The sequence below is a fragment of the Streptomyces sp. NPDC051286 genome, assembly GCF_044455345.1.
Taxonomy (GTDB): domain Bacteria; phylum Actinomycetota; class Actinomycetes; order Streptomycetales; family Streptomycetaceae; genus Streptomyces.
Genome location: NZ_JBITER010000016.1, coordinates 66,272 through 93,233, shown reverse-complemented (window position 1 = coordinate 93,233; position 26,962 = coordinate 66,272). Strand labels below are relative to the sequence as shown.

Sequence of the window (26,962 nt, the reverse complement as noted above, 5' to 3'; positions counted from 1 at the left end):
GGCACAGCCACCCAAGGAGGCCGACATGGCCAGTGACACCGTCGGACCCGCAGCGGGCCGCGCCAAGCCGAGCCCCACGCACGCGCCAACATCCGATATCACCGTCCTGGCAGCAGCCCTGATGATTTTCGGAGGAGCGATGGCGATCCTCGAGGGAGTTGCGGCCATCGCCAAGGACGACCTGTTCCTCGCGACACGTCACTACGTGTTCGAGTTCAGCCTGTCGGGCTGGGGCTGGGTTCACCTCACTCTCGGCATCATCATCGTCCTCGCCGGCTGCGCCGTGCTGACCGGAGCCCTCTGGGCGCGCTACTTCGGTGTCTTCGTCGCCGGCCTCGGCGCGATCGCCAACTTCCTGTGGGTGCCGTACTACCCCCTGTGGGCCATGACGCTGGTCGCCGTCAATGTCTTCATCCTCTGGGCGCTGTGCACGGGCATGCACCGAGAGGCGGCCGAGGGTCAGACGGCTTGATCCGGGCGCGTCCGGCCGGCCGGCACCTTCTCCGGGCGGGACGGCGACGTTTACGGCAGTCGGCCCTGTTGGACATGAGGAAACCGGATGCGCCGCCTAAGGTGCGAATCATGCCGGAGAGCGCAACGTCCATGGAAGGTGCAGCGGGGAGCTGGGCGGCCCCGGCGCCCGACCCTCGCCGCTGGCAGGCACTTGGTGTGTGCCTGGTCGCGGGCTTCATGACGCTGTTGGACGTGTCCATCGTCAATGTCGCCCTGCCGTCCATCCGGAACGGCCTGCGGAGCCCGGAATCCGATCTGCAATGGATTCTCTCCGGCTACTCCCTCGCCTTCGGACTCCTTCTCATCCCCGCCGGACGGCTCGGCGACGCCCGGGGGCGCCGTGTGGTGTTCCTGGCGGGACTGGCCGTGTTCACGCTGGCGTCGGCGGCCTGTGGAGTCGCCCAGACCAGTTTCTGGCTGGTGGTCGCCCGAGTGATTCAGGGCCTCGGTGGAGCTCTGATCTCGCCGCAGATCTCCGCGTTGATCCAGCAGATGTTCTCGGGCCGGGAGCGAGGCCGCGCCTTCGGCATGTTCAGCACGGTGGTCGCTGTCTCGACCGCCGTCGGCCCTCTGCTCGGCGGGCTGCTGATCCAGGCGGCCGGACCGGCCGAGGGCTGGCGCTGGGTGTTCTACGTCAACCTGCCGCTCGGCGTCGTCTGCTTCCTGCTCGCCCGGCGCCTCCTGCCGGACACCCCGTCGGCGGGCCGCGTACGGCCGCGCGACCTGGACCCCGTCGGCGTCCTCCTTCTCGGCGCGGGCGTGCTGGCCCTGCTGCTGCCCCTCGTCCAGGAACAGCAGTGGCCCGGCAACGAGAAGTGGCTGCTGCTGGCCGCGGCCGTGGCTCTGCTCGCCGTCTTCGTCGGCTGGGAGTCCGGGTGCGGCAGACGCGGCACCGTGCCGGTCCTCGACCTGTCGCTGTTCCGGCTGCACTCCTACTGGCTGGGCTGTCTGTTGAGCCTGCTGTACTTCGCCGGATTCACCTCGATCTTCTTCATCAGCACGCTCTATCTGCAGGCCGGCCTGCACTGCACCGCCCTCCAGGCCGGACTGGCCATCACACCGTTCGCTCTGGGGGCGGCGGCCGCCGCGGGACCGGGCGGCCGGATGGTCCACCGTTACGGCCGACCGCTGGTCGTTGTGGGGCTGTCCATGGTGGTCGTCGGACTCGGGGCCACCGTGTTCACTGTGCACGTCGTCCCGGGCCGCGGCGTCGCCTGGGCGATGGCTGCCCCGTTGCTCCTGGCGGGTGTGGGCAGCGGCCTTGTCATCGCTCCGAACCTGACCCTGACTCTGTCCCAGGTGCCGGTGGTCGGCGGCGGGAGCGCCGCGGGCACGCTCCAGACCGGCCAGCGCGTCGGCTCCGCGATCGGGATCGCCGCAGTCGGCTCGGTCTTCTTCGCCCAGTTGGCCTCCGGGGGCTGGACCACCGCGTTCGACCTCGGGCTCCTCGTCTCCGTCGCCTTCGTCGTGGGGGCACTCGTGGTGGCACTGGCCGATGTGGTGGCCTCCCGGCGGGGCAGAAGATCTACGGACGACGTGTCCGGCCCCGGTCCGTCCGACCGGAGGGGAGGACACCATGAGCAGCCCGACCGGCAGTGAGCCGCACGGCAACGCAGCGTACGGACGCACGACGTTCAAACGGTCCAGGAGCCACTTCGCCGACCGGATCACGGCCGACGGGAGAGACGGCTGGCCGGTCGAGGCGGGCCGCTACCGGCTGGTTGTCAGCCGCGCCTGCCCCTGGGCGAGCCGGGCACTCGTCTCCCGGCGGCTCCTGGGCCTGGAAGACGCCCTGTCGCTTGCTGTCGCCGACCCGATCCAGGACGACCGCAGCTGGCGCTTCACCCTGGACGAGGGCGGCAAGGACCCGGTGCTCGGCATCGCGTACCTGAGCGAGGCGTACGACGCGCGTGAACGCGGCTACCCCGGTGGCGTCAGCGTGCCCGCGATCGTGGACGTACCCAGCGGGAAGCTCGTCACCAACGACTTCCAGCAGATCACCCTGGACTTCGCGAGCGAGTGGACCGCGCTGCACCGGTCCGGGGCCCCCGATCTCTACCCCGAACGGCTGCGGGACGAGATCGACGAGGTCATGGACGGTATCTACCGCGATGTCAACAACGGCGTCTACCGGGCCGGATTCGCCTGTGGACAGGACGAGTACGAGGCCGCGTACCGCGCGCTGTTCCGCCGGCTCGACCTGGTCTCCGAACGCCTCGCGGACCGGCGCTATCTGGTCGGGGACACTCTCACGGAGGCGGACATCCGGCTGTTCACCACGCTCGTCCGCTTCGACGCCGTCTACCACGGACACTTCAAGTGCAACCGCTCGAAACTGACCGAGTACCCGGTGCTGTGGGCCTACGCCAGGGACCTGTTCCAGACCCCCGGATTCGGCGACACGGTCGACTTCGACCACATCAAGCAGCACTACTACCGGGTCCACACGGGGATCAACCCCACCGGCATCGTGCCCCTGGGACCCGATCTCTCCGGTTGGGGGACACCGCACCACCGCGAACAGCTCGGCGGCCGCCCGTTCGGCGACGGCACCCCGCCGGAGCCAGATCCGTCCGGCCGCGCCCGCCTGTGAAGGGCACGTCACGGTCCCTGAAGGGCACGTTCACGGCAGCGGACCGGTGGGCGGTCGGTGCGGGACGGTGGGCGGCTCGGCGACACAGGACGAAGGAGCGCGTCCCGTTCTTACGGGCCGTCAGTACGCCGGTATGCCGCCCGGGGGCAGTTCGCGCTCCACGTAGGCGGCGTTCCGGGCCGCCGAGCGCGTCCGCGTACGTGATGACATGCCCGGGGGGACCGTCGCCGCCCGGTGCCGCGCTCTTCCTGTCCGGGGGGACCGGCTCCATGGTCAGCACGCTGCTCATCCGCGAACTCCTCCCTTGCGCTCCGTTCGGAAGTCGCAGGGCAGACCGAGGACTTGAGAAGATCGATCCGTGGAGAATCATGAGCCGTTCCCCGGGTCCGACATCGAGGCCCCGGCCGAGCCCGACCGGGCGGCCGGCCGCCGTCCGGTCCGCTGCCGCCTGTGCGGTCGCCCGCTCACCGGCAGGGAGTCGCGGCGCACCGGGCTCGGCCCTGCCTGCGACGCCAAACTGCACCCTGCCGCGCCGGACATCCGCACCCGTCGTCACGAGGTCGAACAGGACCCCCTGCCCGGCACGTGAGCCGGGCTACGCGCCCAGCCGGCGGAACAACCCCTCCTGCACCACGGACACCAGCAGATTGCCGCCCCGGTCGTAGATCCGGCCGCGTGCCAGTCCCCGTCCGCCCGTCGCGATCGGCGATTCCTGGTCGTACAGGAACCATTCGTCGGCCCGGAACGGACGGTGGAACCACATCGCGTGGTCCAGCGACGCCATGTCGAAACCGCGCGGCCCCCACAGGGGTTCCACCGGGATACGGACCGCGTCGAGGAGCGTCATGTCACTCGCATACGTCAGCGCGCAGGTGTGCACGAGCGGATCGTCGCCCAGCGGGCCGACCGCACGCATCCAGACCGCGCTGCGCGGGTCCGCGTCCTTGATCTCCTCCTGCGTCCAGCGCAGCCGGTCCACGTACCGGATGTCGAACGGCTGGCGTCTGGCCATCCGCTCCAGCGCGTCCGGCAGCACCCCGAGATGCTCGCGCACCTCTTCGGCGACGGTGGGCAGCCGCTCGGGGTCCGGAACGGTCCGGGCGGGCGGCAACTGGTGCTCGAAGCCCGCCTCCTCCGGCCGGTGGAAGGACGCCGTCAGATTGAAGATCGTCCGGCCCTGTTGCACGGCGGTGACCCGGCGCGTGGTGAACGACCGCCCGTCCCGCACCCGCTCGACCTCGTAGACGATCGGCACGCCCGGGCGGCCCGGCCGCAGGAAGTATGCGTGCAGCGAATGGACCGGCCGGTCCCCGTCGGTGGTCCGGCCGGCCGCCACCAGCGCCTGCCCGGCGACCTGGCCGCCGAACACCCGCTGCAGCGACTCCTCGGGGCTGCGCCCCCGGAAGATGTTGACCTCGATCCGCTCCAGGTCGAGCAGGTCGACCAGGCGCTCGGCGGGGTTCGTCATGCCGTTCGTCTCCACTCTCGCAACGGTGCCGTCGTCACGGCGGTCATGCTGACAGCTGGCCGACCGAGGTGACCCGGACGACCGCCCGGCCCTCTTCGTCGGAGGCCGCCAGATCGACCTCCGCGCTGATGCCCCAGTCGTGGTCGCCGTTCGGGTCGGCGAACGTCTGCCGCACCCGCCACAGACCGTGTGCGGCGTCCTCGTCGATCTTCAGCAGCTTCGGACCGCGGGCGTCCGGGCCGGTGCCCAGATCCTCGTACTCGTCCCAGTACGCGTCCATCGCCTCGCCCCACGCGTCCTCGTCCCAGCCCGCCTCGCCGTCCAGCTCGCCGAGCTCTGCGACCTTGTCCAGCGCGGCCAGCTCCACCCGGCGGAACATCGCGTTGCGGACCAGCACCCGGAAGGCGCGGGCGTTGGCGGTGACCGGCTTGACCTCGTCGGCCCGCTCCTGCGCCTGCTCGGCCGTGTCCACCTCCGGGTTGGCGAGCTGCTCCCACTCGTCGAGGAGACTGGAGTCCACCTGCCGGACCATCTCGCCGAGCCAGGCGATCAGATCCTCCAGGTCCTCGGACTTCAGGTCGTCCGGGATGGTGTGCTCAAGAGCCTTGTACGCGCTCGCCAGGTAGCGCAGCACGATGCCCTCGGTGCGGGCCAGCTCGTAGTTGGAGGTGAACTCCGTGAAGGTCATGGCCCGTTCATACATGTCCCGGATCACGGACTTCGGCGAGACGGGGTGGTCGCCCACCCACGGGTGGCTCTTGCGGTACACGTCGTACGCGTGCCACAGCAGCTCGCTCAGCGGCTTCGGGTACGTGACGTCCTGGAGCCGCTCCATCCGCTCCTCGTACTCGACACCGTCCGCCTTCATCTGGCCGACCGCTTCGCCGCGCGCCTTGTTCTGCTGGGCGGCGAGGATCTGCCGCGGGTCGTCGAGCGTCGACTCGACGACGGAGACCATGTCCAGGGCGTACGACGGCGATTCGGTGTCGAGCAGGTCGAACGCGGCCAGCGCGAAGGTGGACAGCGGCTGGCTGAGCGCGAAGTCCTGCTGGAGATCGACGGTGAGCCGCACGATGCGCCCCTCGGCGTCCGGCTTGTCGAGCTGTTCCACGACGCCGCCGTCCAGCAGGGAGCGGTAGATCGCGATGGCCCGGCGGATGTGGCGCAGCTGCGCGCGGCGCGGCTCGTGGTTGTCCTCCAGCAGCTGCCGCATCGCCTCGAAGGCGTTGCCAGGGCGTGCGATCACGGACAGCAGCATCGTGTGTGTGACCCGGAAGCGGGAGGTCAGCGGCTCCGGGTCGGACTGGATCAGCTTGTCGAACGTGGTCTCCGACCAGGCGACGAAGCCCTCGGGGGCCTTCTTGCGGACCACCTTGCGCTTCTTCTTCGGGTCGTCGCCCGCCTTCTTGACGGCCTTCTCGTTCTCGATGACATGCTCGGGCGCCTGCGCGACGACGAAGCCCGCCGTGTCGAAGCCGGCCCGGCCCGCACGGCCGGCGATCTGGTGGAACTCACGGGCGCGCAGCGTGCGGACCCGGGTGCCGTCGTACTTGGTGAGCGCCGTGAACAGCACCGTACGGATGGGGACGTTGACGCCGACGCCGAGCGTGTCCGTACCGCAGATCACCTTCAGCAGTCCCGCCTGGGCGAGCTTCTCCACCAGCCGCCGGTACTTCGGGAGCATGCCCGCGTGATGCACGCCGATGCCGTGCCGCACATAGCGGGAGAGGTTCTGGCCGAACTTCGTGGTGAAGCGGAAGTTGCCGATCAGATCGGCGATCTTCTCCTTCTCCTCCTTGGTGCACATGTTGATGCTCATCAGCGACTGCGCCCGCTCGACGGCCGCGGCCTGCGTGAAGTGCACGATGTAGACGGGCGACTGCCGGGTGTCCAGCAGCTCGGTGAGCGTCTCGGTGATCGGGGTGAGGCGGTACTCGTAGCTCAGCGGTACCGGCCGGGTCGCTGAGCGGATCACGGACGTGGGGCGGCCGGTGCGCCGGGTCAGGTCCTGCTCGAACATCCTGACGTCACCGAGCGTGGCCGACATCAGGATGAACTGGGCCTGCGGCAGCTCCAGCAGCGGGATCTGCCAGGCCCAGCCACGGTCCGATTCCGCATAGAAGTGGAACTCGTCCATCACGACCTGGCCGATGTCGGCGTACTTCCCGTCGCGCAGCGCGATGGAGGCCAGCACCTCGGCGGTGCAGCAGATCACCGGGGCGTCCGCGTTGACGGAGGCGTCGCCGGTGAGCATGCCGACGTTCTCCGTACCGAACAGCTTGCACAGGTCGAAGAACTTCTCCGAGACCAGCGCCTTGATCGGGGCGGTGTAGAAGGTGACCTTGTCCTGGGCCAGAGCCGTGAAATGTGCACCCGCCGCGACCAGGCTCTTTCCGGAGCCTGTGGGGGTGGAAAGGATCACGTTCGCCCCGGAGACCACCTCGATCAGCGCCTCCTCCTGAGCAGGGTAGAGGGTGATGCCCTGGGTCTCGGTCCATGACGAGAAGGCCTCGAAGAGGGCGTCCGGGTCGGCAGTCGGGGGCAGCTGATCGATAAGGGTCACGCCCCCATCTTGCCTGCCTTCCGCCCGGATGAGGGAACCGGACGACCGTACAAAGATCACGGACGGTACGCTGCCCACTCAACTCGGCCGCATCGCACCGGCGATGGCGGCCGGACAAATTTTGGGGGCGGAAGAACCATGATGGGACCGGCACACTCGCTGTCCGGGGCGGCGGCCTGGCTCGGGGTGGGCGCGGCGGCGGCAGCCGCGGGCCATACGATGCCGTGGCCCGTCCTGGTCGTCGGCGCACTGATCACCGCGGGCGCCGCGCTCGCCCCGGACCTCGACCACAAGTCCGCGACCATCTCGCGCGCCTTCGGACCGGTCTCCCGCGGACTCTGCGAGATCGTCGACAAGCTTTCGCACGCCGTCTACAAGGCGACCAGGGGCTCTGGCGACCCGCGCCGCAACGGCGGTCACCGGACTCTGACGCACACCTGGCTCTGGGCGGTGCTGATCGGCGCCGGGGCCTCCGCCGCAGCGATCACCGGCGGCCGGTGGGCGGTCCTCGCCATCCTCTTCGTCCACCTCGTGCTCGCCGTCGAAGGACTGCTGTGGCGGGCTGCCCGGATGTCCAGCGACGTCCTGGTGTGGCTGCTCGGCGCGACCAGCGCCTGGATACTGGCCGACGTCCTCGACAAGCCGGGCAACGGCTCGGACTGGCTCTTCAGCGCCCCCGGCCAGGAGTACCTCTGGCTCGGGCTGCCGATCGTCCTCGGCGCCCTCGTCCATGACATCGGCGACGCGCTGACCGTCTCCGGCTGCCCGATCCTGTGGCCGATCCCGCTGGGCCGCAAGCGCTGGTACCCGATCGGGCCGCCGAAGGGCATGCGGTTCCGCGCCGGCAGCTGGGTGGAGCTGAAGGTGCTGATGCCCGCGTTCATGGTGCTCGGGGGAGTGGGCGGGGCGGCCGCCCTCAACTTCATCTGAGCCCCCACCCGGCCGCCGGGGGATCAGGCCGATTCGCGCGGCGCCAGACGGTGCGCGAGAACGATCTCCCGGGCCGGCCCTCCTCCATCGCGTCGACCCCGCCCAGGGGGTAACCGACGCGGGCTTCGCCGCTCTGGACGCGTGGCTGCGCGCGAACCGGTGACGGTCCGCGCACTACCTCCGCCTTCTCCGCTCAGGGCCTGTCGGGTGACCTTCGAGCGTCCGCCCGATCAGAGGTCGCCCGACAGGCTCTCAGCCGTGCCAGGACCGCCACAGAGCCGCATACGCGCCGTCCGCCGCAACCAGCTCGTCGTGGCTGCCCAGTTCGCTGATCCTGCCGCTCTCGACCACCGCGATCACATCCGCGTCATGCGCGGTGTGCAGCCGGTGCGCGATCGCCACGACGGTACGGCCGTCGAGCACCCGCGCCAGCGAGCGCTCCAGATGCCGGGCCGCCCGCGGGTCCAGCAGCGAGGTCGCCTCGTCCAGCACCAGCGTGTGCGGATCGGCCAGCACCAGCCGGGCCAGGGCGATCTGCTGCGCTTGCGCCGGGGTCAGGGCCAGACCGCCCGAACCGACCTCGGTGTCGAGACCGTCGCTCAGCGCCTTCGCCCAGCCGTCCGCGTCGACCGCGGCGAGCGACGCCCACAGCTCCGCGTCCTGCGCGCCGTCACGGGCCAGCAGCAGATTGTCGCGGAGCGAACCGACGAACACATGGTGCTCCTGGTTGACCAGCGCCACATGCGTGCGCACCTGCTCCGCCGTCATCTGCGACAACTGCGCACCCCCCAGGGTGACTTCACCGCTGCGCGGGGCGTAGATCCCGGCCAGCAGCCGGCCGAGCGTGGACTTTCCCGCACCGGACGGGCCGACCAGCGCGAGGCGCGTGCCCGGGGCGACGTCGAGGGACACCTTGTGCAGCACGTCGACCCCGGAGCGGTAGCCGAAACGCACACCGTCCGCCCGGACGTCCCGGCCGTCCGGGGCGACTTCCGTGTCGCCCGCGTCCGGCTCGATCTCCCGCACGCCGACCAGCCGGGCCAGCGACACCTGCGCCACCTGCAACTCGTCGTACCAGCGCAGGATCAGACCGATCGGGTCGACCATCATCTGTGCCAGCAGCGCACCCGTCGTCAGCTGTCCGACGGTGAGCCATCCCTCGATGACGAACCAGCCGCCGAGCATCAGCACCGCGCCGAGAATCGTCACGTACGTGACGTTGATGACCGGGAAGAGCACCGAACGCAGGAACAGCGTGTACCGCTCCCAGGCCGTCCATTCCTTGATCCGCCGGTCCGACAGCGCCACCCGGCGCGCGCCGAGACGGTGCGCCTCAACCGTCCGTCCGGCGTCCACGGTCTCCGCCAGCATCGCGGCGACCGCCGCGTAACCGGCGGCCTCCGAGCGATACGCGGATGGCGCCCGGCGGAAGTACCAGCGGCAGCCGAGGATCAGCACCGGCAGCGCGATCAGGACGGAGAGTGCCAGCGGGGGAGCGGTCACGGTGAGCGCACCGAGTAGCAGCCCCGCCCACACCACACCGATCGCCAGCTGCGGCACGGCCTCCCGCATCGCGTTGGCCAGCCGGTCGATGTCGGTGGTGATCCTGGAGAGCAGATCACCGGTCCCGGCCCGCTCCAGCACGCCCGGCGGCAGCGCGACCGACCGCACGAGGAAGTCCTCGCGCAGATCGGCCAGCATCTCCTCGCCGAGCATCGCGCTGCGCAGCCGCATCATCCGGGTGAACACGGTTTGCACGAGCAGTGCCAGCCCGAACACCGCGGCGGTGCGCTCCAGATGGAGGTCGACGACCCCGTTCGACAGGTCCTCGACCAGTCCGCCCAGCAGATACGGCCCGACGATCGAGGCGATCACCGCGACGGCGTTGACCGAGATGAGTACGGCGAACGGCTTGCGGTGGCGCCGCATCAGGTCCCGTACATAGCTGCGCACGGTGGTGGGGGTGCCGACCGGCAGCGTTGTCGCCGACTCCGGGGCGGCCGGGTCGTACGTCGGTCGTGCGACGCCGATCATGCCCTCTCCTCGATTCCTTCGATCTGTTCGATCGCCTTGATCCCGCTGACTCCGCTGATCCCGTCGATCTCGTCCGGTGCAGTCTGTGCCGCCATCTCGTCGTCGGTCTCCCGGGTGACGACCGCCCGGTAGCGCGGTTCGGTGCGCAGCAGTTCGCGGTGCGTACCGACCGCTGTCACGGTGCCCCGGCGCACCAGCACCACCTGGTCCGCGAGGTCCAGCAGCAGCGGCGACGAGGCGAACGCGACGGTCGTACGACCCTGGCGCAGCGCCTTGATACCGGCGGCGACCCGGGCCTCGGTGTGCGAGTCGACGGCGGACGTCGGCTCGTCGAGAACCAGCGCTTCCGGATCGGTGACCAGGGAGCGGGCCAGGGCGAGCCGCTGCCGCTGGCCGCCGGAGAGCGACCGGCCGCGCTCGGTGATCCGGGTCGTCATCGGATCGCCGTCCCTGGTCACCGAGGCCTGTGCCAGCGCGTCGAGCACGTCATCGCACTGGGCGGCGGCAAGCGCCTGCTCAGCGGTCACCCGGCCGGACTGCGGCACGTCCAGGAGCTCCCGGAGTGTCCCGGAGAGCAGCACCGGGTCCTTGTCCTGGACCAGTACCGCGGTCCTGGCGGCCGCCAGCGACAGCTCGTCCAGCGGTACGCCACCGAGCAGGACGGACGGGCTCTTCTCCGGCGACGGCGTGTCCTCGGGAGCGTCGTCCGTCGTGTCCTGCTCCGCGGCCGGCTCGGCGTGCCCGCCGAGCCGTCCGGCCAGTCGGCCTGCCTCGTCCGGGTCGCCGCAGACCACCGCGGTGAACCTGCCCGCGGGGGCCATCAGCCCGGTGACCGGGTCGTACAGATCACCGGAAGGCACCACGTCGACGGTCGACGGCTCGGCGGTGCGGTGCAGCGACAGCACCCGCACGGCCCGCTTGGCGGACGGCCGTGAGAAGGAGTACGCCATCGCGATCTCCTCGACGTGCCTCAGTGGGAACAGCATCAGCGTCGCCGCGCTGTACACCGTGACCAGTTGGCCGACCTCGATCCGGCCGTCGCGGGCCAGCGTCGCCCCGTACACGACCAGCGAAATGAGCAGCACGCCCGGCAGCAGCACCTGGATCGCCGAGATCAGCGACCACATCTGCGCGCTGCGGACGGCCGCCCTGCGGACCTCCTGCGAGGCACGCCGGTAGCGGCCGAGGAACAGCTCCTCGCCGCCGATCCCGCGCAGCACCCGCAGCCCCGCCACGGTGTCCGACGCCAGTTCGGTGGCCTTTCCGGCCTTGTCGCGCTGAAGGTCCGCGCGCCGGGTGGCGCGAGGGAGCAGTGGCAGCACGGCCAGCGCCAGGAGCGGCACGGCGAGTGCCACCAGCGCCCCCAGCGACGGCAGATAGAGGACGAGTCCGACACAGATCAGCACGAGAGCGACGGCGGCAGCGGCGAAGCGGGAGAGTGCCTCGACGAACCAGCCGATCTTCTCGACGTCGCCGGTGGACACCGCGACGACCTCGCCCGCGGCGACCCGGCGGGTCAGTGCGGACCCGAGTGCCGCGGTCTTGCGGGCCAGGAGCTGCTGGACACGGGCGGCTGCGGTGATCCAGTTGGTGACAGCGGTCCGGTGGAGCATGGTGTCGCCGACTGCGATCAGCACACCGAGGACGGCGATCAGCCCGCCGGCCAGCGCAAGCCGGCTGCCGGAACGGTCGACGACGGCCTGCACGGCGAAGCCGACGGCCAGCGGCAGCCCGGCGACGGAGCACTGGTGCAGCAGGCCCCAGGCCATGGACTTGAGCTGTCCGCGGATCTGGTTGCGGCCGAGCCAGAGCAGGAAGCGTGGGCCTGACCGGACATCGGGATCGCCAGGATCCGAGTAGGGAAGATCGCGAATGTGCATGACGTCCCATGGTTCTGAGGATCGGTTTTTGTTCGGTGGCTGACTCAAACCGTGCAAGGTTCACCCGGGGGCCCCGGTCGAAGCAAAGGGTTTTTCCACGGAATGCGCACTTCGCGCCAAGGTCACCGAACGGGCCGCGGGAGGTCGCACTGCGGGGCCCGGCCTTTGCGGCCGGGCCCCGCAGCGTCGTGCCGGCCGTCAGGCCTTCGCGGGCTTCTCCGAGTCCATGCCGGGGCGGGCGTTCTTCCACTTGCCGCGGGTGAAGTCCGGGATCTGCTGCGGCGCGCCCTTCGCCTTGATGGAGAGGTGGCTGAGCGGTACGGGAGACGTCCAGGTCGCCGCGTCGTACACATCGAAGTCGGGAACGAGCCCCAGACGCATGCACTGCATCAGCCGGAACACCAGCATGTAGTCCATTCCGCCGTGCCCGCCGGGCGGGTTGGCGTGTTCCTTCCACAGCCAGTGGTCCCAGTCGGCGTACTTGCCGAAGTCGCCCCAGGTGTCGTTGGTGTGGTCGGGCTCGATATAGATGCGGGCCGGATAGTCCTCGAAGAGTCCTTTCGTGCCGCCGAGGCTGTTGATCCGCGAGTACGGATGCGGTGTGGACACGTCGTGCTCCAGCCGGATGACCCGTCCCTTGGCGGTCTGGACGAGACTGATCGTGCGGTCGCTCTCGATATAGGTCTCCTTCCAGCTCGGGTCGCCTGCCGGCATGTGCTTCTTCCGGTACTCGGCGAGCCCCAGGGACGGCGAACCGACGCTGGTGATGCTCACCGCACGGTCCCCGCGGTTGAGGTTCATGTAGTTGGCAACCGGACCGAACCCGTGGTTGGGGTAGAGGTCGCCGCGCAGCCGGGTGTGCCACAGCCGGCGCCACGGACCCTCGTAGTAGTCCGGGTCGAACATCAAGCCGCGCAGATCGTGGTTGTACGCGCCCGCGCCGTGCAGCAGATCGCCGAAGAGACCGGCGTGCGCCATGCGGAGCACCCGCATCTCGTTCCGACCGTAACAGCAGTTCTCCAACTGCATGCAGTGCCGTCTGGTGCGCTCGGAGAGATCGACCAGCTCCCAGAGCTGATCGAGCTGGAGAGCGATCGGACACTCCACCCCGACATGCTTGCCGTGGAGCATGGCGGTCTTCGCCATCTCGAAGTGGAAGTCCCAGGGAGTCGCCACATAGACGAAGTCGATGTCCCCGCGCTTGCAGAGATTCTCGTAGTCGTCCTCGCCGTTGGTGTAGACGGCGGGCGCCGGCTGACCGGCGGCGGTCACCTTCGCGGCGGCCTGCTGGGCCTTCTCCTTGACCGGGTCGCACACGGCGACGACCTGCACTCCGGGGACGGCGAGATAGAGGTCGATCATGCTCCCGCCGCGGTTGCCGAGGCCGACCAGGCCGACCCTGACGGTGGAACGCCCTTCGAACGGCACTCCCACCATGGTGGCGCCCTGGCGCTTCGGCGTGGCCGTCTGGGCCTGTGCACCGGCGGCGGAATCGGAGCCGAGGGGGGTGGCGGCGGATGCGGTGCTGCCGAGACCGCCGAGTCCGAGCCCGGCACCGGCCACGCCGGCGGCGGTCGTCCACAGGACCGAACGACGGCTCATTGAGCCGTCGTCGCCGTCCTCCGTACCGTGGCTCTGCTGTGCTGCGTCGTTCATCGATCCTCCAGGAGAGGGGTCTGACGTGCGCGGCTTTTGCTGTGAACCTCGGTCATGACCTTGATAGTTGAGACTGCTGATACGCAAGGGGAGGGCTTGGACTCTCGAAACCGAAACCATGGACTTTTGTACGCGACTCCCCGGGCGTCCAGGAACGCCGACCACCGGGCCCGGCGGATGTGGCGGGACCCGGTGGCCGGTTGCGTACGCGGTCGTGCGAGAGGCGCGTCAGGGGCGCGTCGCCCGCTCCAGTTCCATCAGGACCGAGTGGTACGCGCGCCCCGTGGCCCGGTCCATGCCGATCTCGCACATCCGGTTCGCGGAGAGATAGGCGTCGTACTCACGGGAGTTGACCTCGGCCGCTTCCTTCGCCGTGGCCGACGCGGACAGTTCCTTGTGCAGCATCCCGCGGTCGCCCGCGAACGCGCAGCACCCGGCGTCGTCCGGTACGACAACCTCCTCCGCACACGCCTCGGCGACTGTACGCAACTGCTCCACGTCGCCGAGATGCTGCATGGAGCACGTCGGGTGCAGCACCGCCGAGCCGGTCTTCCGCAGGATCGTCAGTTCCGGCAGCAGCTCGTCGGCCGCCCAGACGAGGGAGTCGACGACTGTCAGCTCCCGGTGCAACTCCCGGTTGTCCTCGGTGAGATAGGGCACCACCTCATGGGCGATGCCCAGCGTGCACGACGAGGCGTCGACGACCAGCGGCAGCTTTCCGCCCGCTGTCCAGCCCCAGGCGGCCTCCACGATGCGGTTGGCCATCACGGCGTTGCCCTCGTCGTAGCCCTTGGAATGCCAAATCGTCGAGCAGCAGGTCCCCGCGACGTCCTCCGGGATCCATACCGGCTTTCCGGCGCGGGCCGAGACGGCGACGACGGCCTGCGGCAGCGACGGGCCACGGTGGCCTTCCGGACCGCCGAAGATACGGTTCACGCATGCCGGGTAGTAGACGGCGCTCGCCCCGACCCGCGAGGTGCGGGGCAGCTTGCGGGGCGCCGCGCCGGGGATCTCGGGCAGCCACTCGGGCACCAGATCGGGACGTACGGCCTTGCGGGCGAGCCCGGTGACGGTTTCCAGCAGCCGGTCGCCGATCTTGTCGGCGGCGGCGACCGCGAGCCGCGCCGAGGCCTCCACCGCCTTGAAGTTCCTCGCGGTGAGTGCTGCGATCCGTTCCTCGCGCGGCGAGTGCCGCTGGTGGCGGAAGTCCTTCATCATGGCGCCGGTGTCGATGCCGACCGGGCAGGCGAGTTTGCAGGTGGAGTCACCGGCGCAGGTGTCGACGGCGTCGTACCCGTACGCGTCGAGGAGCCCGGTCTCCACCGGCGAACCGCCGGGCTGGCGCATCATCTCCCGTCGCAGCACGATCCGTTGACGCGGGCTGGTGGTGAGGTCGTGACTGGGACAGGTGGGTTCGCAGAACCCGCACTCGATGCACGGGTCGGCGATCAGCTCGACCTTGGGAATGGTCTTCAGCCCGCGCAGATGGGCCTTCGGGTCACGGTCGAGGACGATCCGCGGCGCGAGCACCCCGTCGGGGTCGATGACCTGCTTCGTACGCCACATCAGCTCGGTCGCCTTCGGGCCCCACTCCAGTTCCAGGAAGGGCGCGATATTGCGACCGGTGGCATGCTCCGCCTTGAGCGAGCCGTCGAAGCGTTCCACGGTCAGCCGGCAGAAGTCGTCCATGAACGCGGCGTACCGGTCGACATCGGACGGCTTCGCCGCATCGAACGCGAGCAGGAAGTGCAGATTGCCGTGCGCGGCATGGCCCGCGACGGCGGCGTCGAAACCGTGCTCCGCCTGGAGCCGGAGGAGGGATTCGCAGGCGTCGGCGAGCAGCGACGGCGGGACCGCGAAGTCCTCCGTGATCAGAGTCGTACCGGACGGGCGGGAGCCGCCGACCGCGGTGACGAACGCCTTCCGGGCCTTCCAGTAACCCGAGATGACCTTGGCCTCGCGGGTGAACTCATTGGTCACCGAGGCGACCGGCGCGACAAGGTCCAGCCCCTCGACGACCGCGGCCGCCGCCCGCTCGTACGCCTCCTGCCCCGGCTCGTCCGGAGCCCGGAACTCCACCAGCAGCGCCGCCGTCTCCTTCGGCAGCTCGGCCCAGTCCGCGGGCACGCCCCGGACGCTCACCGACGCCCGCAGCGTGTTGCCGTCCATCAGCTCGACGGCGATCGCCCCCGCCTCGTTGAAGCGGGACACGGCAGCGGCGGCGGCAGTCAGCGAGGGGAAGAAGAGCAGCGCGCTGGAGACCTTTCGGTCCAGCGGCAGCGTGTCGAAGACGACCTCGGAGATGAAACCGAAGGTGCCCTCCGAGCCGACCATCAGCCCGCGCAGGATCTGTACGGGGGTCGAGCCGTCCAGGAACGCGTCGAGCCGGTAGCCGTTGGTGTTCTTGATCTCGTACTTGGCGCGGATCCGGGCGGTCAGTTGCGCGTCCGCCTCGATCTCCGCCTTCAGGGCCAGCAGCCCCTCGCACAGCTGTGGTTCGGCGTGGGCGAGCAGTTCGTCCGCCGCCGGATCGGCCGTGTCGACGACCGTGCCGCTCGGCAGCACGAAGGTGAGCGAGGCGACGGTGCGGTACGAATTGCGGGTGGTGCCCGCGGTCATTCCGGAGGCGTTGTTGGCGACGACCCCGCCGATCGTGCACGCGATGGCGCTGGCCGGGTCGGGGCCCAGCAGCCTGCCGTACCGGGCGAGGGTGGCATTGGCGCGCATGACTGTGGTCCCGGGGCGGATCCGGGCCCGCGCACCGTCGTCCAGCACCTCGATGCCCGCCCAGTGGTGGCGGACGTCGACGAGAATGTCCTCGCCCTGCGCCTGGCCGTTCAGGCTGGTGCCCGCGGCCCGGAAGACGACTTCGCGGCCCTTGCCGTGCGCGTACGACAGGATCGCTGAGATGTCGTCGATGTCCTCCGGGACGACGACGACCTGTGGGACGAACCGGTAGGGGCTGGCGTCGGAGGCGTATTTCACCAGGTCGGAGACGGTCCACAAGACCTTCTCCGGTCCGAGCAGCGCGGTCAGTTCGCCGCGCAGCGGCTCGGGCGTGCCCGTGGCCCGCACGTCGGGGACCCGGTCCGGGGACGGGGTGCGTGCCGCACCCGGGCGGAGGACTTCCGGTTTCGGCTCCAGCAGCGGCATCGCGATGGCCTCCTCGGTGGATCGGTGCGGTACTCCCACCTTTCTACCGCGAGGATTCGCACCGCTCATGATCGGTGCTAAGCCTCGAGGCCGCCCGGCGAACCGGCCCGGCACGGGGCTGTGCCGAGCCGCCCCGGCACCCGGCACCATCCGAAGGCGGAGCCTCAGCAGCTACGCTCCGGCATTCCCGCGACCAGAGCGGACAGTAGCCCGCCCAGCACCTCACGCTGATCGGCTGTCAAGGGAGCCAGGATCTCCTCCGCGGCCGCCCTCCGCGCGTCGCGCAGCGAGCGCAGTGTGGCGCGGCCCTCGTCGGTGATCTCGATCCGGACCACCCGGCGGCTGTCCCGGTCCGGGGTGCGGCGCACCCGGCCGCTCGCCTCCAATGCGTCGACCAGGCTGGTCACGGCGCGCGGCACGACATCCAGGCGCTGCGCGAGATCCGCCATTCGGGGCGGCCCGTCGTAGTGGGCGACCGTGCGGAGCAGCCGGAACTGGGCCGGCGTGATGCCGATCGGCTCCAGCTGGCGGCTCTGGATGCGCTGGAGCCGGCGGGTGAGCCGCAGCAGCTGCTCGGCCAGCAGGCCGTCGGAGTCGGGGGAGTCCATGGAGGGAACAGTATCAGGAGGACGTTCATTGTGAGTATAGGTAACAATGAGCTATGCTCGCAAAGGTCGGACTGCCGCCTGCGGCCGTCTCCCTCCGTCACGCTTGTCGAAGGAGCCCATGAAACCCGACGAACCCACGTGGACACCCCCACCCAGGGACGGCGTGCGGCCACCCGCCGAGCTGCGTCGCATCCTCCGCCTCTTCCACCCGTACCGCGGCCGACTCGCGCTGGTCGGACTGCTCGTCGGCGCCTCGTCGCTGGTGTCGGTCGCCTCGCCGTTCCTGCTCCGCGAGATCCTCGACACGGCCATTCCCCAGGGGCGGACGGGACTGCTCTCGCTGCTCGCACTCGGCATGATTCTCACCGCCGTGATGAACAGCGTCTTCGGCGTCCTGCAGACCCTGATCTCCACCACCGTCGGCCAGCGCGTCATGCATGACCTGCGCACGTCCGTCTACGCCCAGCTGCAGAGGATGCCGCTCGCCTTCTTCACGAAGACCCGCACCGGCGAGGTGCAGTCCCGTATCGCCAATGACATCGGCGGCATGCAGGCCACGGTCACGTCCACCGCCACCTCGCTGGTCTCCAACCTGACGGCGGTCATCGCCACGGTCGTTGCCATGCTGGCGCTCGACTGGCGGCTCACTCTCGTCTCGCTCCTCCTGCTGCCGGTCTTCGTCTGGATCAGCCGCCGGGTCGGCCGCGAGCGCAAGAAGATCACCACCCAGCGCCAGAAGCAGATGGCCGCCATGGCGGCCACGGTCACCGAGTCCCTCTCCGTGAGCGGCATCCTGCTCGGCCGGACGATGGGCCGGGCGGACTCCCTCACCCAGGGCTTCGCCGACGAGTCCGAGCGCCTGGTCGACCTCGAAGTGCGCTCCAGCATGGCCGGCCGGTGGCGAATGTCGACGATCGGCATCGTCATGGCCGCCATGCCCGCCGTCATCTACTGGGCCGCAGGAATCGCCCTGCAGTTCGGCGGACCCGCTGTCTCCATCGGCACGCTCGTCGCCTTCGTCTCGCTCCAGCAGGGCCTCTTCCGGCCCGCCGTGAGCCTGCTCTCTACCGGGGTGCAGATACAGACGTCCCTCGCACTTTTCCAGCGGATCTTCGAGTATCTCGACCTCAGGGTGGACATCACCGAGCCCGAGGAACCCGTCCAACTGGAGAAGATCCGCGGCGAGATCCGCTTCGAGGACGTGGACTTCAGTTACGACGAGAAGAGCGGCCCGACCCTCAGCGGCGTCGATGTCACCGTGCCGGCCGGCGGCAGCCTCGCCGTTGTCGGACCCACCGGTTCCGGCAAGTCCACGCTCAGCTACCTGGTGCCACGGCTGTACGACGTCACCGGCGGCCGGGTCACGCTCGACGGTGTCGACGTACGCGAACTGGACTTCGACACGCTCGCCCGCGCCGTCGGTGTGGTCTCCCAGGAGACGTACCTCTTCCACGCCTCCGTCGCCGAGAACCTGCGCTTCGCCAAGCCGGACGCGACGGATGCCGAGATCGAGGCGGCTGCCCGCGCGGCACAGATCCACGATCACATCGCCTCGCTGCCCGACGGCTACGACACCCTGGTCGGCGAGCGCGGCTACCGCTTCTCCGGCGGCGAGAAACAGCGACTGGCCATCGCCCGCACCATCCTGCGTGATCCGCCCGTCCTGATCCTCGACGAGGCGACCAGCGCCCTCGACACCCGTACCGAATTCGCCGTACAGGAGGCGATCGACGCACTGTCCGCAGGGCGCACCACGATCACCATCGCTCATCGCCTCTCCACCGTTCGCGACGCGGACCAGATCGTCGTCCTCGACGGCGGCCGGACCACCGAGCGCGGCAGCCACGAGGAGTTGCTCCAGCAGGACGGCCGCTACGCCGCGCTTGTCCGCCGGGACACCCAACCCGCCCCCGTGACAAGCTGAGGAAGCTCTACCCTGCCGCGCGCCGGGTGCAGCACGGTGGTGAAGGCCCAGGCGGGCCGAACATGGCATGACAGGGATGTGGGAAGCGGTGGCGTCGGCCAGGGTAGGGCCGGCACAGTACTTCCGGCTCCACCCCTACGCTCCTGACGTCCAGGGCGGTCTGCCGTTCCACGCGGCCGACCATGAGCGGTGGGACGCCGAGTTCCCCGACCACCCCCTCATTCGGGTCCGCCGCACCCTCGGCGCGCTCGCGGAGGCGGTCACCGTGATACCCGAGTTCGCTGCCTGCCCGAGTTCACCGGGCCGGGGAGCTGAGGCTGAGACGGCACACGCGACGGCGCCGCCGCTCCCGTGGGACGGGGAGCGACGGCGCCGGGGCGGAGCAGAGGTCAGACGAGCCAACCCACGAAGTGGACGAGTCCGGCAAGCAGGTTGGTCAGGACGTTCATCAGGTGTTTCCCCTCGTACATGGTGCATCTCTGGGACAGCGCAGTCGCGGTCTGCAGCCCGTTGTTTGCGCCCTGTAATCATCAGGTGCCGCAGGCGAGTTGAGCAACGATCGGCCATACGATCACGCGTTCCAGCGAACACCCGATCCCCTGTTCGTGTGTTCTGTCCTCGCGGTGCGGAGCTGTGTCGTCCCGGCACGAGTCGCCGACGGCCCGGGACAGCGTGCCCGCATGGCGAACGAGCGAGCGGCAGCTGAAGGGCGAGGTCACACCAGAACGGCGGTGTGCTCGCCCCCGCGGCCGACGACGTCGTCCCTGCCGGCTTTCAGCAGCTGCCTGATGGCACGCACCGCCGCCCGCCCTGCCCGATTGGCACCGATGGTGCTCGCGGACGGCCCGTACCCGACCAGATGGATCCGCGGGTCCCGTACGGCCTGTGTGCCTTCGACCTGGATACCGCCGCCGGGCTCGCGCAGCCGCAGCGGCGCGAGATGGTCGATGGCGGCGCGGAATCCGGTCGCCCAGAGGATCACATCGGCGTCCACCGTCCGTCCGTCGTTCCACGCCACCCCGGTCGGAGTGATCCGGTCGAACATCGGCAGGCGGTCGAGCACTCCCTCCTCCCGGGCCCGACGCACGGCGTCGGTGATCGGCAGCCCGGTCACGCTCACCACGCTCTGCGGCGGCAGCCCCCGCCGTACGCGCTCCTCCACCATGGCGACGGCGGCCCGCCCCTGGTCCTCGCCGAACGGCCCCTCCCGGAAGACCGGAGGCCGACGCGTCACCCAGAAGGTGTCCGCCGCCACCTCGGCGATCTCCATCAGATGCTGAGTGCCGGAGGCGCCGCCACCGACCACGACCACCCGCCGCCCCGCGAACTCCTGGGGCCCCGGATAGTTCGCGGTGTGCAGCTGACGCCCCCGGAAGGTCTCCTGGCCCGGGTAACGCGGCCAGAACGGCCGATCCCAGGTGCCGGTGGCGTTGATCAGGGCGCGCGTGGCATACGCACCCTCGGAGGTCTCGACGAGCAATCTCCCGCCGTCGCCCTCCCGCACCGCACTCACTTCCACGGGCCGGTGGACCCGCAGGTCGAAGGTGCGCTCGTACGCGTCGAAGTACTCGCCGATCACTTCGGACGACGGGCGGCTGTCGTCGGCGCCGGACAGTTCCATGCCGGGCAGCGCATGCATACCGTGGACCTTGCCGTACGTCAGCGAGGGCCACCGGAACTGCCAGGCGCCGCCCGGACGGGGCGCGTGGTCGAGCACGACGAAGTCGTGGTCGGGCTCCAGACCTGCGCGGCGCAGATGATAGGCGCCGGACAGACCAGCCTGTCCGGCGCCGATCACGACCACGTCCACTTCGCGTGCTGCCCCGACCCCAAAGTTGTTCACGCTTCTACCAACCACTTCGGGGTCGGGGATCTTCCCGGTCAGCGGCCCGGGCGTTCAGCGCCGAGCACCCCTGGGGGCTCGCGGAGGTTCGTGCGAGGATCGCGCGATGAATAATCTGAACTTCCGCCTCGCCGAGGATGCCGACCTCGCCACTCTCGTTCGCGTGCGTGACGATGCTGCCCGCTGGATGCTCGCCCAGGGCATCACCGGCCAGTGGCAGCCCGGCGAGCTGAATGAGGACCACTTCCGCCGGATCATGGTGAGCGGCGGTGAAGTCTGGCTCGCCGAGGTCGACGACCGCGTGGCCGGGGCCTGGGAGTTGTGGTGGGAGGACGAGGAGGCCTGGGGGCCGCAGCCGCCGGTGGCCGGTTACGTGCACCGGCTGATGGTGGACCGCAGCAGCGCCCCGCCCGGGGCCGGGCGGCTGCTGCTGCAAGCCGCGGAACATCGCGTGGCCACCGCGGGGCGGGCGTTCGTACGTCTGGACTGCCTGGCCGGCAACGCGCGCCTGAACGCCTACTACCTGGACGGCGGCTACCGGGTCGTCGGTCACAAGACGGGTAAGCCGCAGCCGGGCGGTACACCCAAGTCGTTCACACTTCTCGAGAAGACCTTGCGGGCAGGCCACGAGGACTGTTACTCGGCGTCAGTCCTGCACGCCACCTGACGTATCCATACGCGAACAGGGCCGCCACGGCGACACGACGGGCCGCGTCCGTTGTTCACCGGTCGCCGCGATCGTCACCGCCGATCTCGGAACGTGGATGCGCCGTCTCGCGCCACGAGCGAGAAGATGGGGGGCATGCCCGATGCCTTCATCACCAGCGTTCTGCACATCACGACCGGTGGCGCCGAAACGGTCACCGACCTGACGGACGACTGTGTACGGTTCCTCACCCGCGCCGCCGTCGGCCGGCACGGCCTGCTCAACATTTTCGTGCCCCACGCCACCGCCGGAATCGCCATCCTGGAAACCGGAGCGGGCAGCGACGACGACCTCCTCGCCACCCTCCACACGCTGCTGCCTGCGGACGACCGCTACCAGCACCGCCACGGCAGCCCCGGCCACGGCCGCGACCACGTCCTGCCGGCCCTCATCGCACCGCACGCCACATTGCCGGTGATCGGCGGACGGCTGGAACTGGGTACGTGGCAGTCGGTGTGCCTGGTCGACACCAATAAGGACAAAGACAACCGTCAAGTGCGGTTGAGCTTCCTGGGCTGATCGAGGCGATCAAGATCGTCCTGGGTGTGGCCGCCAAATCTCCTTACGCTCCGGCGAAACGGGAGAAAGATGCGCGGTACCACCATGGACGAGATTGAGCGGCCGTACGACGGCTGCGGAAAGTGCCTGCTCGGAGTACGCCGGCTGTCGCGGGTCAAGGCGGCGACGACGTCGCCGGAGCGGCAGCGCGAAGACGTGCTAGCCGCCGCGGCGGCCGTCGGCGGGCACATCATCGACTGGGCGGACGACTGGGTGGTGTCCGGTGTCACCGACCCGGTGACCCGTTCGAAGCTCGGTCCGTGGCTCCGCGACGAGCGGGGCAAGTACGACGGGCTCATCGAGCCGATCGGAGCGGGCGGGTTCGGCCAGGTTTGGAAGGCGCACGATCCCAAGGTCGACCGTCTGGTCGCGGTCAAGGTCCTCACGGGCGACGGCAGCGCAGACACCGGCCGTCAGGTCGCTCGGTTCGCCCGGCCTGCGCCACCCGGGTGGCCGCGCAGGGATCGGCGGACTGCACGACGTGCGAAGGGTCCGGCCGGGTGGTTCATGAGCAGCGCACCAAAAGGGTCCGCATTCCCGCCAGTATCCGGGAGGGACAGCAGATCCGGATCAGGGAGCACGGAGGGCCCGGAGAGCACGGGGGGCGTGGCGGGGGACCTCTGCCTCCCCGTGCACATCGACCGCTGAGGCCGTGCCTGTCGGCGCCCGTCCCCGTGGGGATACGACGCCGCCTGGTGCCCGAGAGACCGTTCACCTGCGGGATTCGGCCAGGGGACGCTTTCTGCCAATCGCAGGTAACTCGACCACAGCAACGCTGAGCCCGGGCTACACAAGAAGGCTGGGGTGGGCGTCCGCTGCCCTTCGTGAGGACAGTCGTGGTCTGGTGGGAGGTCCGGCGGTTGTTGACGATCAATGTGGCTGTGCTGCTCGCTGTCATTGTCTTCTTCCGGCTGCGTCGCCGTACGGAGGCCCGGAGCCGATTGGACGAGAAGTTCACCGTGGTCATCGTTCTGGCGCTGGGCGTGCTCATTGCTCCGACCCCGGTGGGACGGGGAATCCTGGACTTCTTGGGCCAGCTCGCGAGCGGCGTCACGCAGGCCGGCCGATGAGCCCCCGCGCCCGCAAGGGCCGGGCAGCGACAGCCAGGCGCCCGCCGGCGCGGCGTCGCACCCGCAGGCCCGGGAGGCGGCGGCAGCGTGCAGACGACCGGCTGATCGGCCTCCTCGTTGCCGTGGTCCTGGCCATCGCCCTGGTGGTGGCCGTCGTCAACTGGCTGCTGGTCCATTGGTGGGTCATGGTCGCCATCGGCGCGCTCGCGGTGCTGGCCGGCGGCGGCTGGCTCTACCAGAAGCAGCAGAGGGCGCGGTGGGAAGTGGTCCGCGCGCAGGGCCTGCGCTACGGGCTGTCCCATCTGGATGCCCTGCATCACTCTCGGTTCGAGGACGCGGTGCGGGACCTGATGCGCCGCGACGGATGCCCGGACGCCGTCCGCGTCGGGGGTGGCGGCGACCTGGGCGCCGACGTGAAGGCCACCGACCCCTACGGGCGGCGCTGGGTGATCCAGTGCAAACACCGCCGTAACGGCCTCGCCGGCTCCGCAGTCGGCTCACCGGACCTGCAGGTCCTTAACGGCACCGCCCGCCAGGTCCACGGCGCCGACGTCGCGGTGATCGTGACGAACGGCCGGGTCACCGCACCGGCCCTGGCCTTCGCCAAGCAGCAGCGCCTCCACGTCGTCGACCGCCACACCCTCGCAGCGTGGGCGTCCGGCTCACGCCCCTTGTGGGAGCTGCTCCGGGCCGTCCCGCCGCCCCGCAAACCGACCGCCCTGTCATGAGGTCGCGCCGCCGCGATGGATGGGCCCGGCCGTCGCGGCGGCAGTAGACAGGCAGACCGGCGCGATGCGGGTTACACGCGCACGGCCCGCCGGATCTCCTCCACCGACACCACCGGCACCACCGGACCGTCCGTGTCGACAGCGCCATCGCCGTCCCGCGGTGCCGCGGTCCGGACGGCCACGGCGACTGGGGTCGGTGCGGCCCCGGCGGTGAGGGACCCGGTGGTCTCCGGCGGCAGCGGAATCTCGTGGGCAACCGGCCCGGAGCCGTTGTCGGTTAAGGGTGCTGCGGGCACAGGCGGGTTGGGTGGAGCGAGGGCATCGACCGCTTCTTTCACCTCGCGCATCTCATCCCGCAGTTGGGCGACGGCCCGGCGCACCTCCCTGTTCAGCATGTCCCCGCCGGAGGCCGGCTGGTCCCGAACCTCCCGCAGGTTCGTACGCATCCGGCTGAACTCGCCGACCACAGCCTGTGTCGTGGTCTCCTGGGCGGCCTGCCCGCTTACGGCCTGGTGCACGATAGAGAGTGGATCAGGCCGTTACTTCCAGTTCCTCGATGCCCTTGTCGATCCCATCTCGCAGATCGGCCCCCGTGGTTATCACGGTGATGTGCAGCATCGTCAGAGTGGCGGCGCCGGTTCCCTTCGCCCGTGGCATCTGCCCCAATGGTTACCGGTTTTAGCCTTCTCTTGGGAGCGCCCGGGTCCTGGGTTGCCGTGGGGCTCAACCGGGTGAATCATGGCATAGGTTCGATTGCTCATACTTTGAGCAATGACGATGAGGGTTTCGTCGAGGCTTGCACGTGCGACTGTGGAGGACTCATGTACACGACTCGATCCCGTGCCCGTTTCGCCGCCGTCTGCGCCACCACCCTGTGCGTCATGGGTGCCACGTCGCTCCCGGCTCTTGCTTCGTCGTCGTTCTCGCCGGCGGTCTCCACTCTGGACAGGCAGCTCCTGACCGCAGCCCACCAGGGAAACCTGTGGGAGATCACGACCGGTCAGCAAGCCGAGAGCGCCGCGACCACCGCCTGCGTCAACCGGGTTGGCGCCGACCTCTTCCGCGACCACAACGCCCTTGATGCCGGTGTCGTCAAGACCGCGGCAAAAGTCGGCGTGACACTGCCGTCCAGGCAAACGGACGAGCAGCTGAGGCAAACCGCCGCCCTCAAGTCCCTCGCCGGGACGCCCGCGTACGATGCCGCATGGCTCAAGGCCCAGTACCCCGCCCACGTGAAGACTCTCGCGCTCATCGACAAGGAGATCAGCTCGGGCACCAACCCGCTCGTGAAGTCCCTTGCCAAGAGCGCGCGCCCGGTGGTCGCACGCCACATCCAGATGGTCAAGCGCGGCGTGTGTCACGCATAGGCGCTTCTGCCCATTCGGCGATGGTCCAGCAGTTCTTGCGCGGCAGGTCCGCTAGCAGGCCGAGCACCAACCGCCGTATCCGTCAGAGGGGTTCGACCCGTGTGAACCGGCCGGTGATCTGGACCATCAGGGCCTCGAACGCCCCCTGCCAGCGGGCAGGGTCTACGCTGCGACCCGCGGCCACCGCCTGATCGTTTGGCTTCACGCGCCGATGATCAACGGTGGCCGCGCTTGTTGGCTGACTTGTTCCAACCAGCAAGATCACATACTGCGGGTCGCGTCCGGCCAGCCAAGGACTCCTCGGACCGCAACGGCTTTGCGAAGGCGTCCCGCCATCTCCGTTGCCTCCGCCGACGACACGGACAGTGACCACCCGGGCGCCGAGGACGTGCACCGTGCCCTGCAGGGCAGGGAGCTGGCCTCCGGTACTGTCAGCGCTGAGCGCGTCACCGCTGGTCGTAGCCATGGGCGCCGTACAGCCGGACGAACCGGGCCGCGGTGACCGTCCTGCGTTGCACCAGGCCGCGGGCCCGCCGCTCGTACAGCTCGACGCGCTCCTGCCCGCCCTGCCCGATCGGCTGGACGAGTCGGCCACCGGTGCGGAGCTGTTCCACGAGCGGCTCAGGCACTCGCGGGAAGGCCGCGCAGACGATGACGGCGTCGTACGGGGCACGTGTCGGCATCCCGAGGGTCCCGTCGCCGAGTACGACCTCGGCATTGCCGACGCCCTGCCCGGCCAGCCGCAGGCGGGCCTCGTCGACCAGGTCGGGCCAGCGGTCGACGCTGACGACGTAGGCGGCCAAGCGGGCCAGCAGCGCGGTTTGCCAGCCGTATCCGGTCCCGACCTCCAGGACCTGTTCGTCTCCGGTGAGGTCGAGAGCGGAGACCATCATGGCGATCAGGGAGGGCTGGGTGGTCACCTGCCCGTGGGGGAGCGGAACGGGCGTGTCCCGGTACGCGGATGCCACCTCGTCCGCGGGGACGAATTCCGCCCGGGGGATGCTCCGTACGGCCGCCAGGAGACGGTCGTCGGTCACGCCCACGGCGTGGGCCGCGCGGACCAGGTCCTCGGGGGTCCCTTCATGGGCCATCGGACTGTGGGGCCGTGTCGGTGGCGCCGGCGGCCCCGGTCGTGGTGCGTTCCAGTCTGACCACGATCCCCTTCGACGTCGGCGTGTTGCTGATCCCGGCCGTACTGTCCAGCGGCACCAGGACATTGGTCTCCGGGTAGTGGACGGCGGCGCAGCCGGGTGTGGTCGGGTAGGCGACCAGCCGGAAGTCCTCCGGGCGGCGCTCGGTGCCGTCCGTCCAGACACTCACGAGGTCCACCCGTTCGCCGTCGGAGAGCCCGAGCGCGGTGAGGTCCGC

At 69.8% G+C, this 26,962-nt stretch carries 23 protein-coding genes and 2 pseudogenes; 13 read left to right on the top strand and 12 right to left on the bottom strand.

Annotation, left to right across the window (positions count from 1 at the left end; translation table 11 throughout):
- The first annotated feature begins 25 nt into the window (after positions 1-25).
- The 4 genes from ACIBB8_RS18355 to ACIBB8_RS18340 all read left to right on the top strand — a co-directional run bounded on the left by ACIBB8_RS18355 (position 26) and on the right by ACIBB8_RS18340 (position 3,695).
- A complete protein-coding gene (locus tag ACIBB8_RS18355) occupies positions 26-472 on the top strand; it encodes a hypothetical protein (RefSeq protein WP_398953265.1) in 447 nt (148 codons plus the stop codon).
- Between the two features lie 110 nt (positions 473-582).
- Positions 583-2,112 carry an MFS transporter gene (locus ACIBB8_RS18350; RefSeq protein WP_398953263.1) on the top strand — a complete coding sequence of 510 codons (1,530 nt, stop codon included), beginning with the start codon at positions 583-585 and terminating at the stop codon, positions 2,110-2,112.
- Positions 2,090-3,106, top strand: a complete 1,017-nt coding sequence (locus ACIBB8_RS18345) for a glutathione S-transferase family protein (protein WP_398953261.1) — start codon at positions 2,090-2,092, stop codon at positions 3,104-3,106. Before ACIBB8_RS18350 ends, ACIBB8_RS18345 begins: the two co-directional genes overlap by 23 nt.
- Before the next feature lie 358 nt (positions 3,107-3,464).
- On the top strand, positions 3,465-3,695 hold the full coding sequence (locus ACIBB8_RS18340; protein WP_398953258.1) for a DUF6011 domain-containing protein: 231 nt from the start codon (positions 3,465-3,467) through the stop codon (positions 3,693-3,695).
- Between the two features lie 6 nt (positions 3,696-3,701).
- Here the strand turns inward: ACIBB8_RS18340 and ACIBB8_RS18335 are convergent, their stop codons facing one another.
- Positions 3,702-4,574 carry an acyl-CoA thioesterase gene (locus ACIBB8_RS18335; protein WP_398953256.1) on the bottom strand — a complete coding sequence of 291 codons (873 nt, stop codon included), beginning with the start codon at positions 4,572-4,574 and terminating at the stop codon, positions 3,702-3,704.
- Positions 4,575-4,617: 43 nt separating this feature from the next.
- The gene (locus ACIBB8_RS18330; RefSeq protein ID WP_398953254.1) at positions 4,618-7,137 is read right to left on the bottom strand and encodes a DEAD/DEAH box helicase; all 2,520 of its coding nucleotides are present in this window, start codon (positions 7,135-7,137) and stop codon (positions 4,618-4,620) included.
- Positions 7,138-7,275: 138 nt separating this feature from the next.
- Here ACIBB8_RS18330 and ACIBB8_RS18325 point away from each other — a divergent pair, with 138 nt between their 5' ends.
- Positions 7,276-8,067, top strand: coding sequence for a metal-dependent hydrolase (locus tag ACIBB8_RS18325; protein ID WP_398953252.1), 792 nt, complete (start codon positions 7,276-7,278; stop codon positions 8,065-8,067).
- A gap of 252 nt (positions 8,068-8,319) precedes the next feature.
- On the opposite strand, the gene ACIBB8_RS18320 is transcribed toward ACIBB8_RS18325, so the two are convergent.
- From ACIBB8_RS18320 to ACIBB8_RS18300, 5 genes are all read right to left on the bottom strand, one after another.
- Positions 8,320-10,101: an ABC transporter ATP-binding protein gene (locus tag ACIBB8_RS18320; protein WP_398953250.1), complete on the bottom strand. Its 1,782-nt coding sequence runs from the start codon at positions 10,099-10,101 to the stop codon at positions 8,320-8,322.
- On the bottom strand, positions 10,098-11,981 hold the full coding sequence (locus ACIBB8_RS18315; RefSeq protein WP_398953249.1) for an ABC transporter transmembrane domain-containing protein: 1,884 nt from the start codon (positions 11,979-11,981) through the stop codon (positions 10,098-10,100). Before ACIBB8_RS18315 ends, ACIBB8_RS18320 begins: the two co-directional genes overlap by 4 nt.
- Positions 11,982-12,179: 198 nt before the next feature.
- Positions 12,180-13,637: a Gfo/Idh/MocA family protein gene (locus ACIBB8_RS18310; protein WP_398953247.1), complete on the bottom strand. Its 1,458-nt coding sequence runs from the start codon at positions 13,635-13,637 to the stop codon at positions 12,180-12,182.
- Between the two features lie 228 nt (positions 13,638-13,865).
- Positions 13,866-16,790, bottom strand: coding sequence for an FAD-binding and (Fe-S)-binding domain-containing protein (locus ACIBB8_RS18305; protein ID WP_398953385.1), 2,925 nt, complete (start codon positions 16,788-16,790; stop codon positions 13,866-13,868).
- Positions 16,791-16,954: 164 nt separating this feature from the next.
- Positions 16,955-17,398, bottom strand: a complete 444-nt coding sequence (locus ACIBB8_RS18300; RefSeq protein WP_398953245.1) for a MarR family winged helix-turn-helix transcriptional regulator — start codon at positions 17,396-17,398, stop codon at positions 16,955-16,957.
- Positions 17,399-17,516: 118 nt separating this feature from the next.
- Here ACIBB8_RS18300 and ACIBB8_RS18295 point away from each other — a divergent pair, with 118 nt between their 5' ends.
- Entirely contained in the window at positions 17,517-19,322 is a 1,806-nt protein-coding gene (locus ACIBB8_RS18295; RefSeq protein WP_398953243.1) for an ABC transporter ATP-binding protein, read from the top strand.
- A pseudogene (locus ACIBB8_RS18290) lies at positions 19,323-19,635 on the top strand (hypothetical protein); the annotation flags it as partial.
- Between the two features lie 402 nt (positions 19,636-20,037).
- Here the strand turns inward: ACIBB8_RS18290 and ACIBB8_RS18285 are convergent.
- Positions 20,038-21,165, bottom strand: coding sequence for an NAD(P)-binding domain-containing protein (locus tag ACIBB8_RS18285; protein WP_398953241.1), 1,128 nt, complete (start codon positions 21,163-21,165; stop codon positions 20,038-20,040).
- 106 nt (positions 21,166-21,271) lie between these two features.
- On the opposite strand from ACIBB8_RS18285, the gene ACIBB8_RS18280 reads away from it, so the two are divergent.
- From ACIBB8_RS18280 to ACIBB8_RS18260, 5 genes are all read left to right on the top strand, one after another.
- Positions 21,272-21,832 carry a GNAT family N-acetyltransferase gene (locus ACIBB8_RS18280; RefSeq protein WP_398953239.1) on the top strand — a complete coding sequence of 187 codons (561 nt, stop codon included), beginning with the start codon at positions 21,272-21,274 and terminating at the stop codon, positions 21,830-21,832.
- Between the two features lie 135 nt (positions 21,833-21,967).
- Positions 21,968-22,390: a secondary thiamine-phosphate synthase enzyme YjbQ gene (locus ACIBB8_RS18275; protein ID WP_398953237.1), complete on the top strand. Its 423-nt coding sequence runs from the start codon at positions 21,968-21,970 to the stop codon at positions 22,388-22,390.
- 69 nt (positions 22,391-22,459) lie between these two features.
- Complete coding sequence (locus tag ACIBB8_RS18270; RefSeq protein ID WP_398953235.1) at positions 22,460-23,077, top strand: hypothetical protein; 618 nt, start codon at positions 22,460-22,462, stop codon at positions 23,075-23,077.
- A gap of 212 nt (positions 23,078-23,289) precedes the next feature.
- Positions 23,290-23,499: a hypothetical protein gene (locus ACIBB8_RS18265; protein WP_382224359.1), complete on the top strand. Its 210-nt coding sequence runs from the start codon at positions 23,290-23,292 to the stop codon at positions 23,497-23,499.
- On the top strand, positions 23,496-24,227 hold the full coding sequence (locus ACIBB8_RS18260; RefSeq protein ID WP_398953233.1) for a restriction endonuclease: 732 nt from the start codon (positions 23,496-23,498) through the stop codon (positions 24,225-24,227). The genes ACIBB8_RS18265 and ACIBB8_RS18260 overlap by 4 nt, the downstream gene beginning before the upstream one ends.
- Positions 24,228-24,298: 71 nt before the next feature.
- On the opposite strand, the gene ACIBB8_RS18255 is transcribed toward ACIBB8_RS18260, so the two are convergent.
- Both ACIBB8_RS18255 and ACIBB8_RS18250 read right to left on the bottom strand, forming a co-directional pair.
- Positions 24,299-24,745 carry a hypothetical protein gene (locus ACIBB8_RS18255; protein ID WP_398953231.1) on the bottom strand — a complete coding sequence of 149 codons (447 nt, stop codon included), beginning with the start codon at positions 24,743-24,745 and terminating at the stop codon, positions 24,299-24,301.
- Positions 24,746-24,758: 13 nt separating this feature from the next.
- Positions 24,759-24,884: a hypothetical protein gene (locus ACIBB8_RS18250; RefSeq protein ID WP_398953229.1), complete on the bottom strand. Its 126-nt coding sequence runs from the start codon at positions 24,882-24,884 to the stop codon at positions 24,759-24,761.
- 164 nt (positions 24,885-25,048) lie between these two features.
- On the opposite strand from ACIBB8_RS18250, the gene ACIBB8_RS18245 reads away from it, so the two are divergent.
- A complete protein-coding gene (locus ACIBB8_RS18245) occupies positions 25,049-25,594 on the top strand; it encodes a DUF4142 domain-containing protein (protein ID WP_398953227.1) in 546 nt (181 codons plus the stop codon).
- 7 nt (positions 25,595-25,601) lie between these two features.
- On the opposite strand, the pseudogene ACIBB8_RS18240 reads toward ACIBB8_RS18245, so the two are convergent.
- A pseudogene (locus ACIBB8_RS18240) lies at positions 25,602-25,778 on the bottom strand (IS701 family transposase); the annotation flags it as partial.
- Positions 25,779-26,040: 262 nt separating this feature from the next.
- Positions 26,041-26,685, bottom strand: coding sequence for a protein-L-isoaspartate(D-aspartate) O-methyltransferase (locus tag ACIBB8_RS18235; protein ID WP_398953225.1), 645 nt, complete (start codon positions 26,683-26,685; stop codon positions 26,041-26,043).
- Positions 26,686-26,962: the final 277 nt, after the last annotated feature.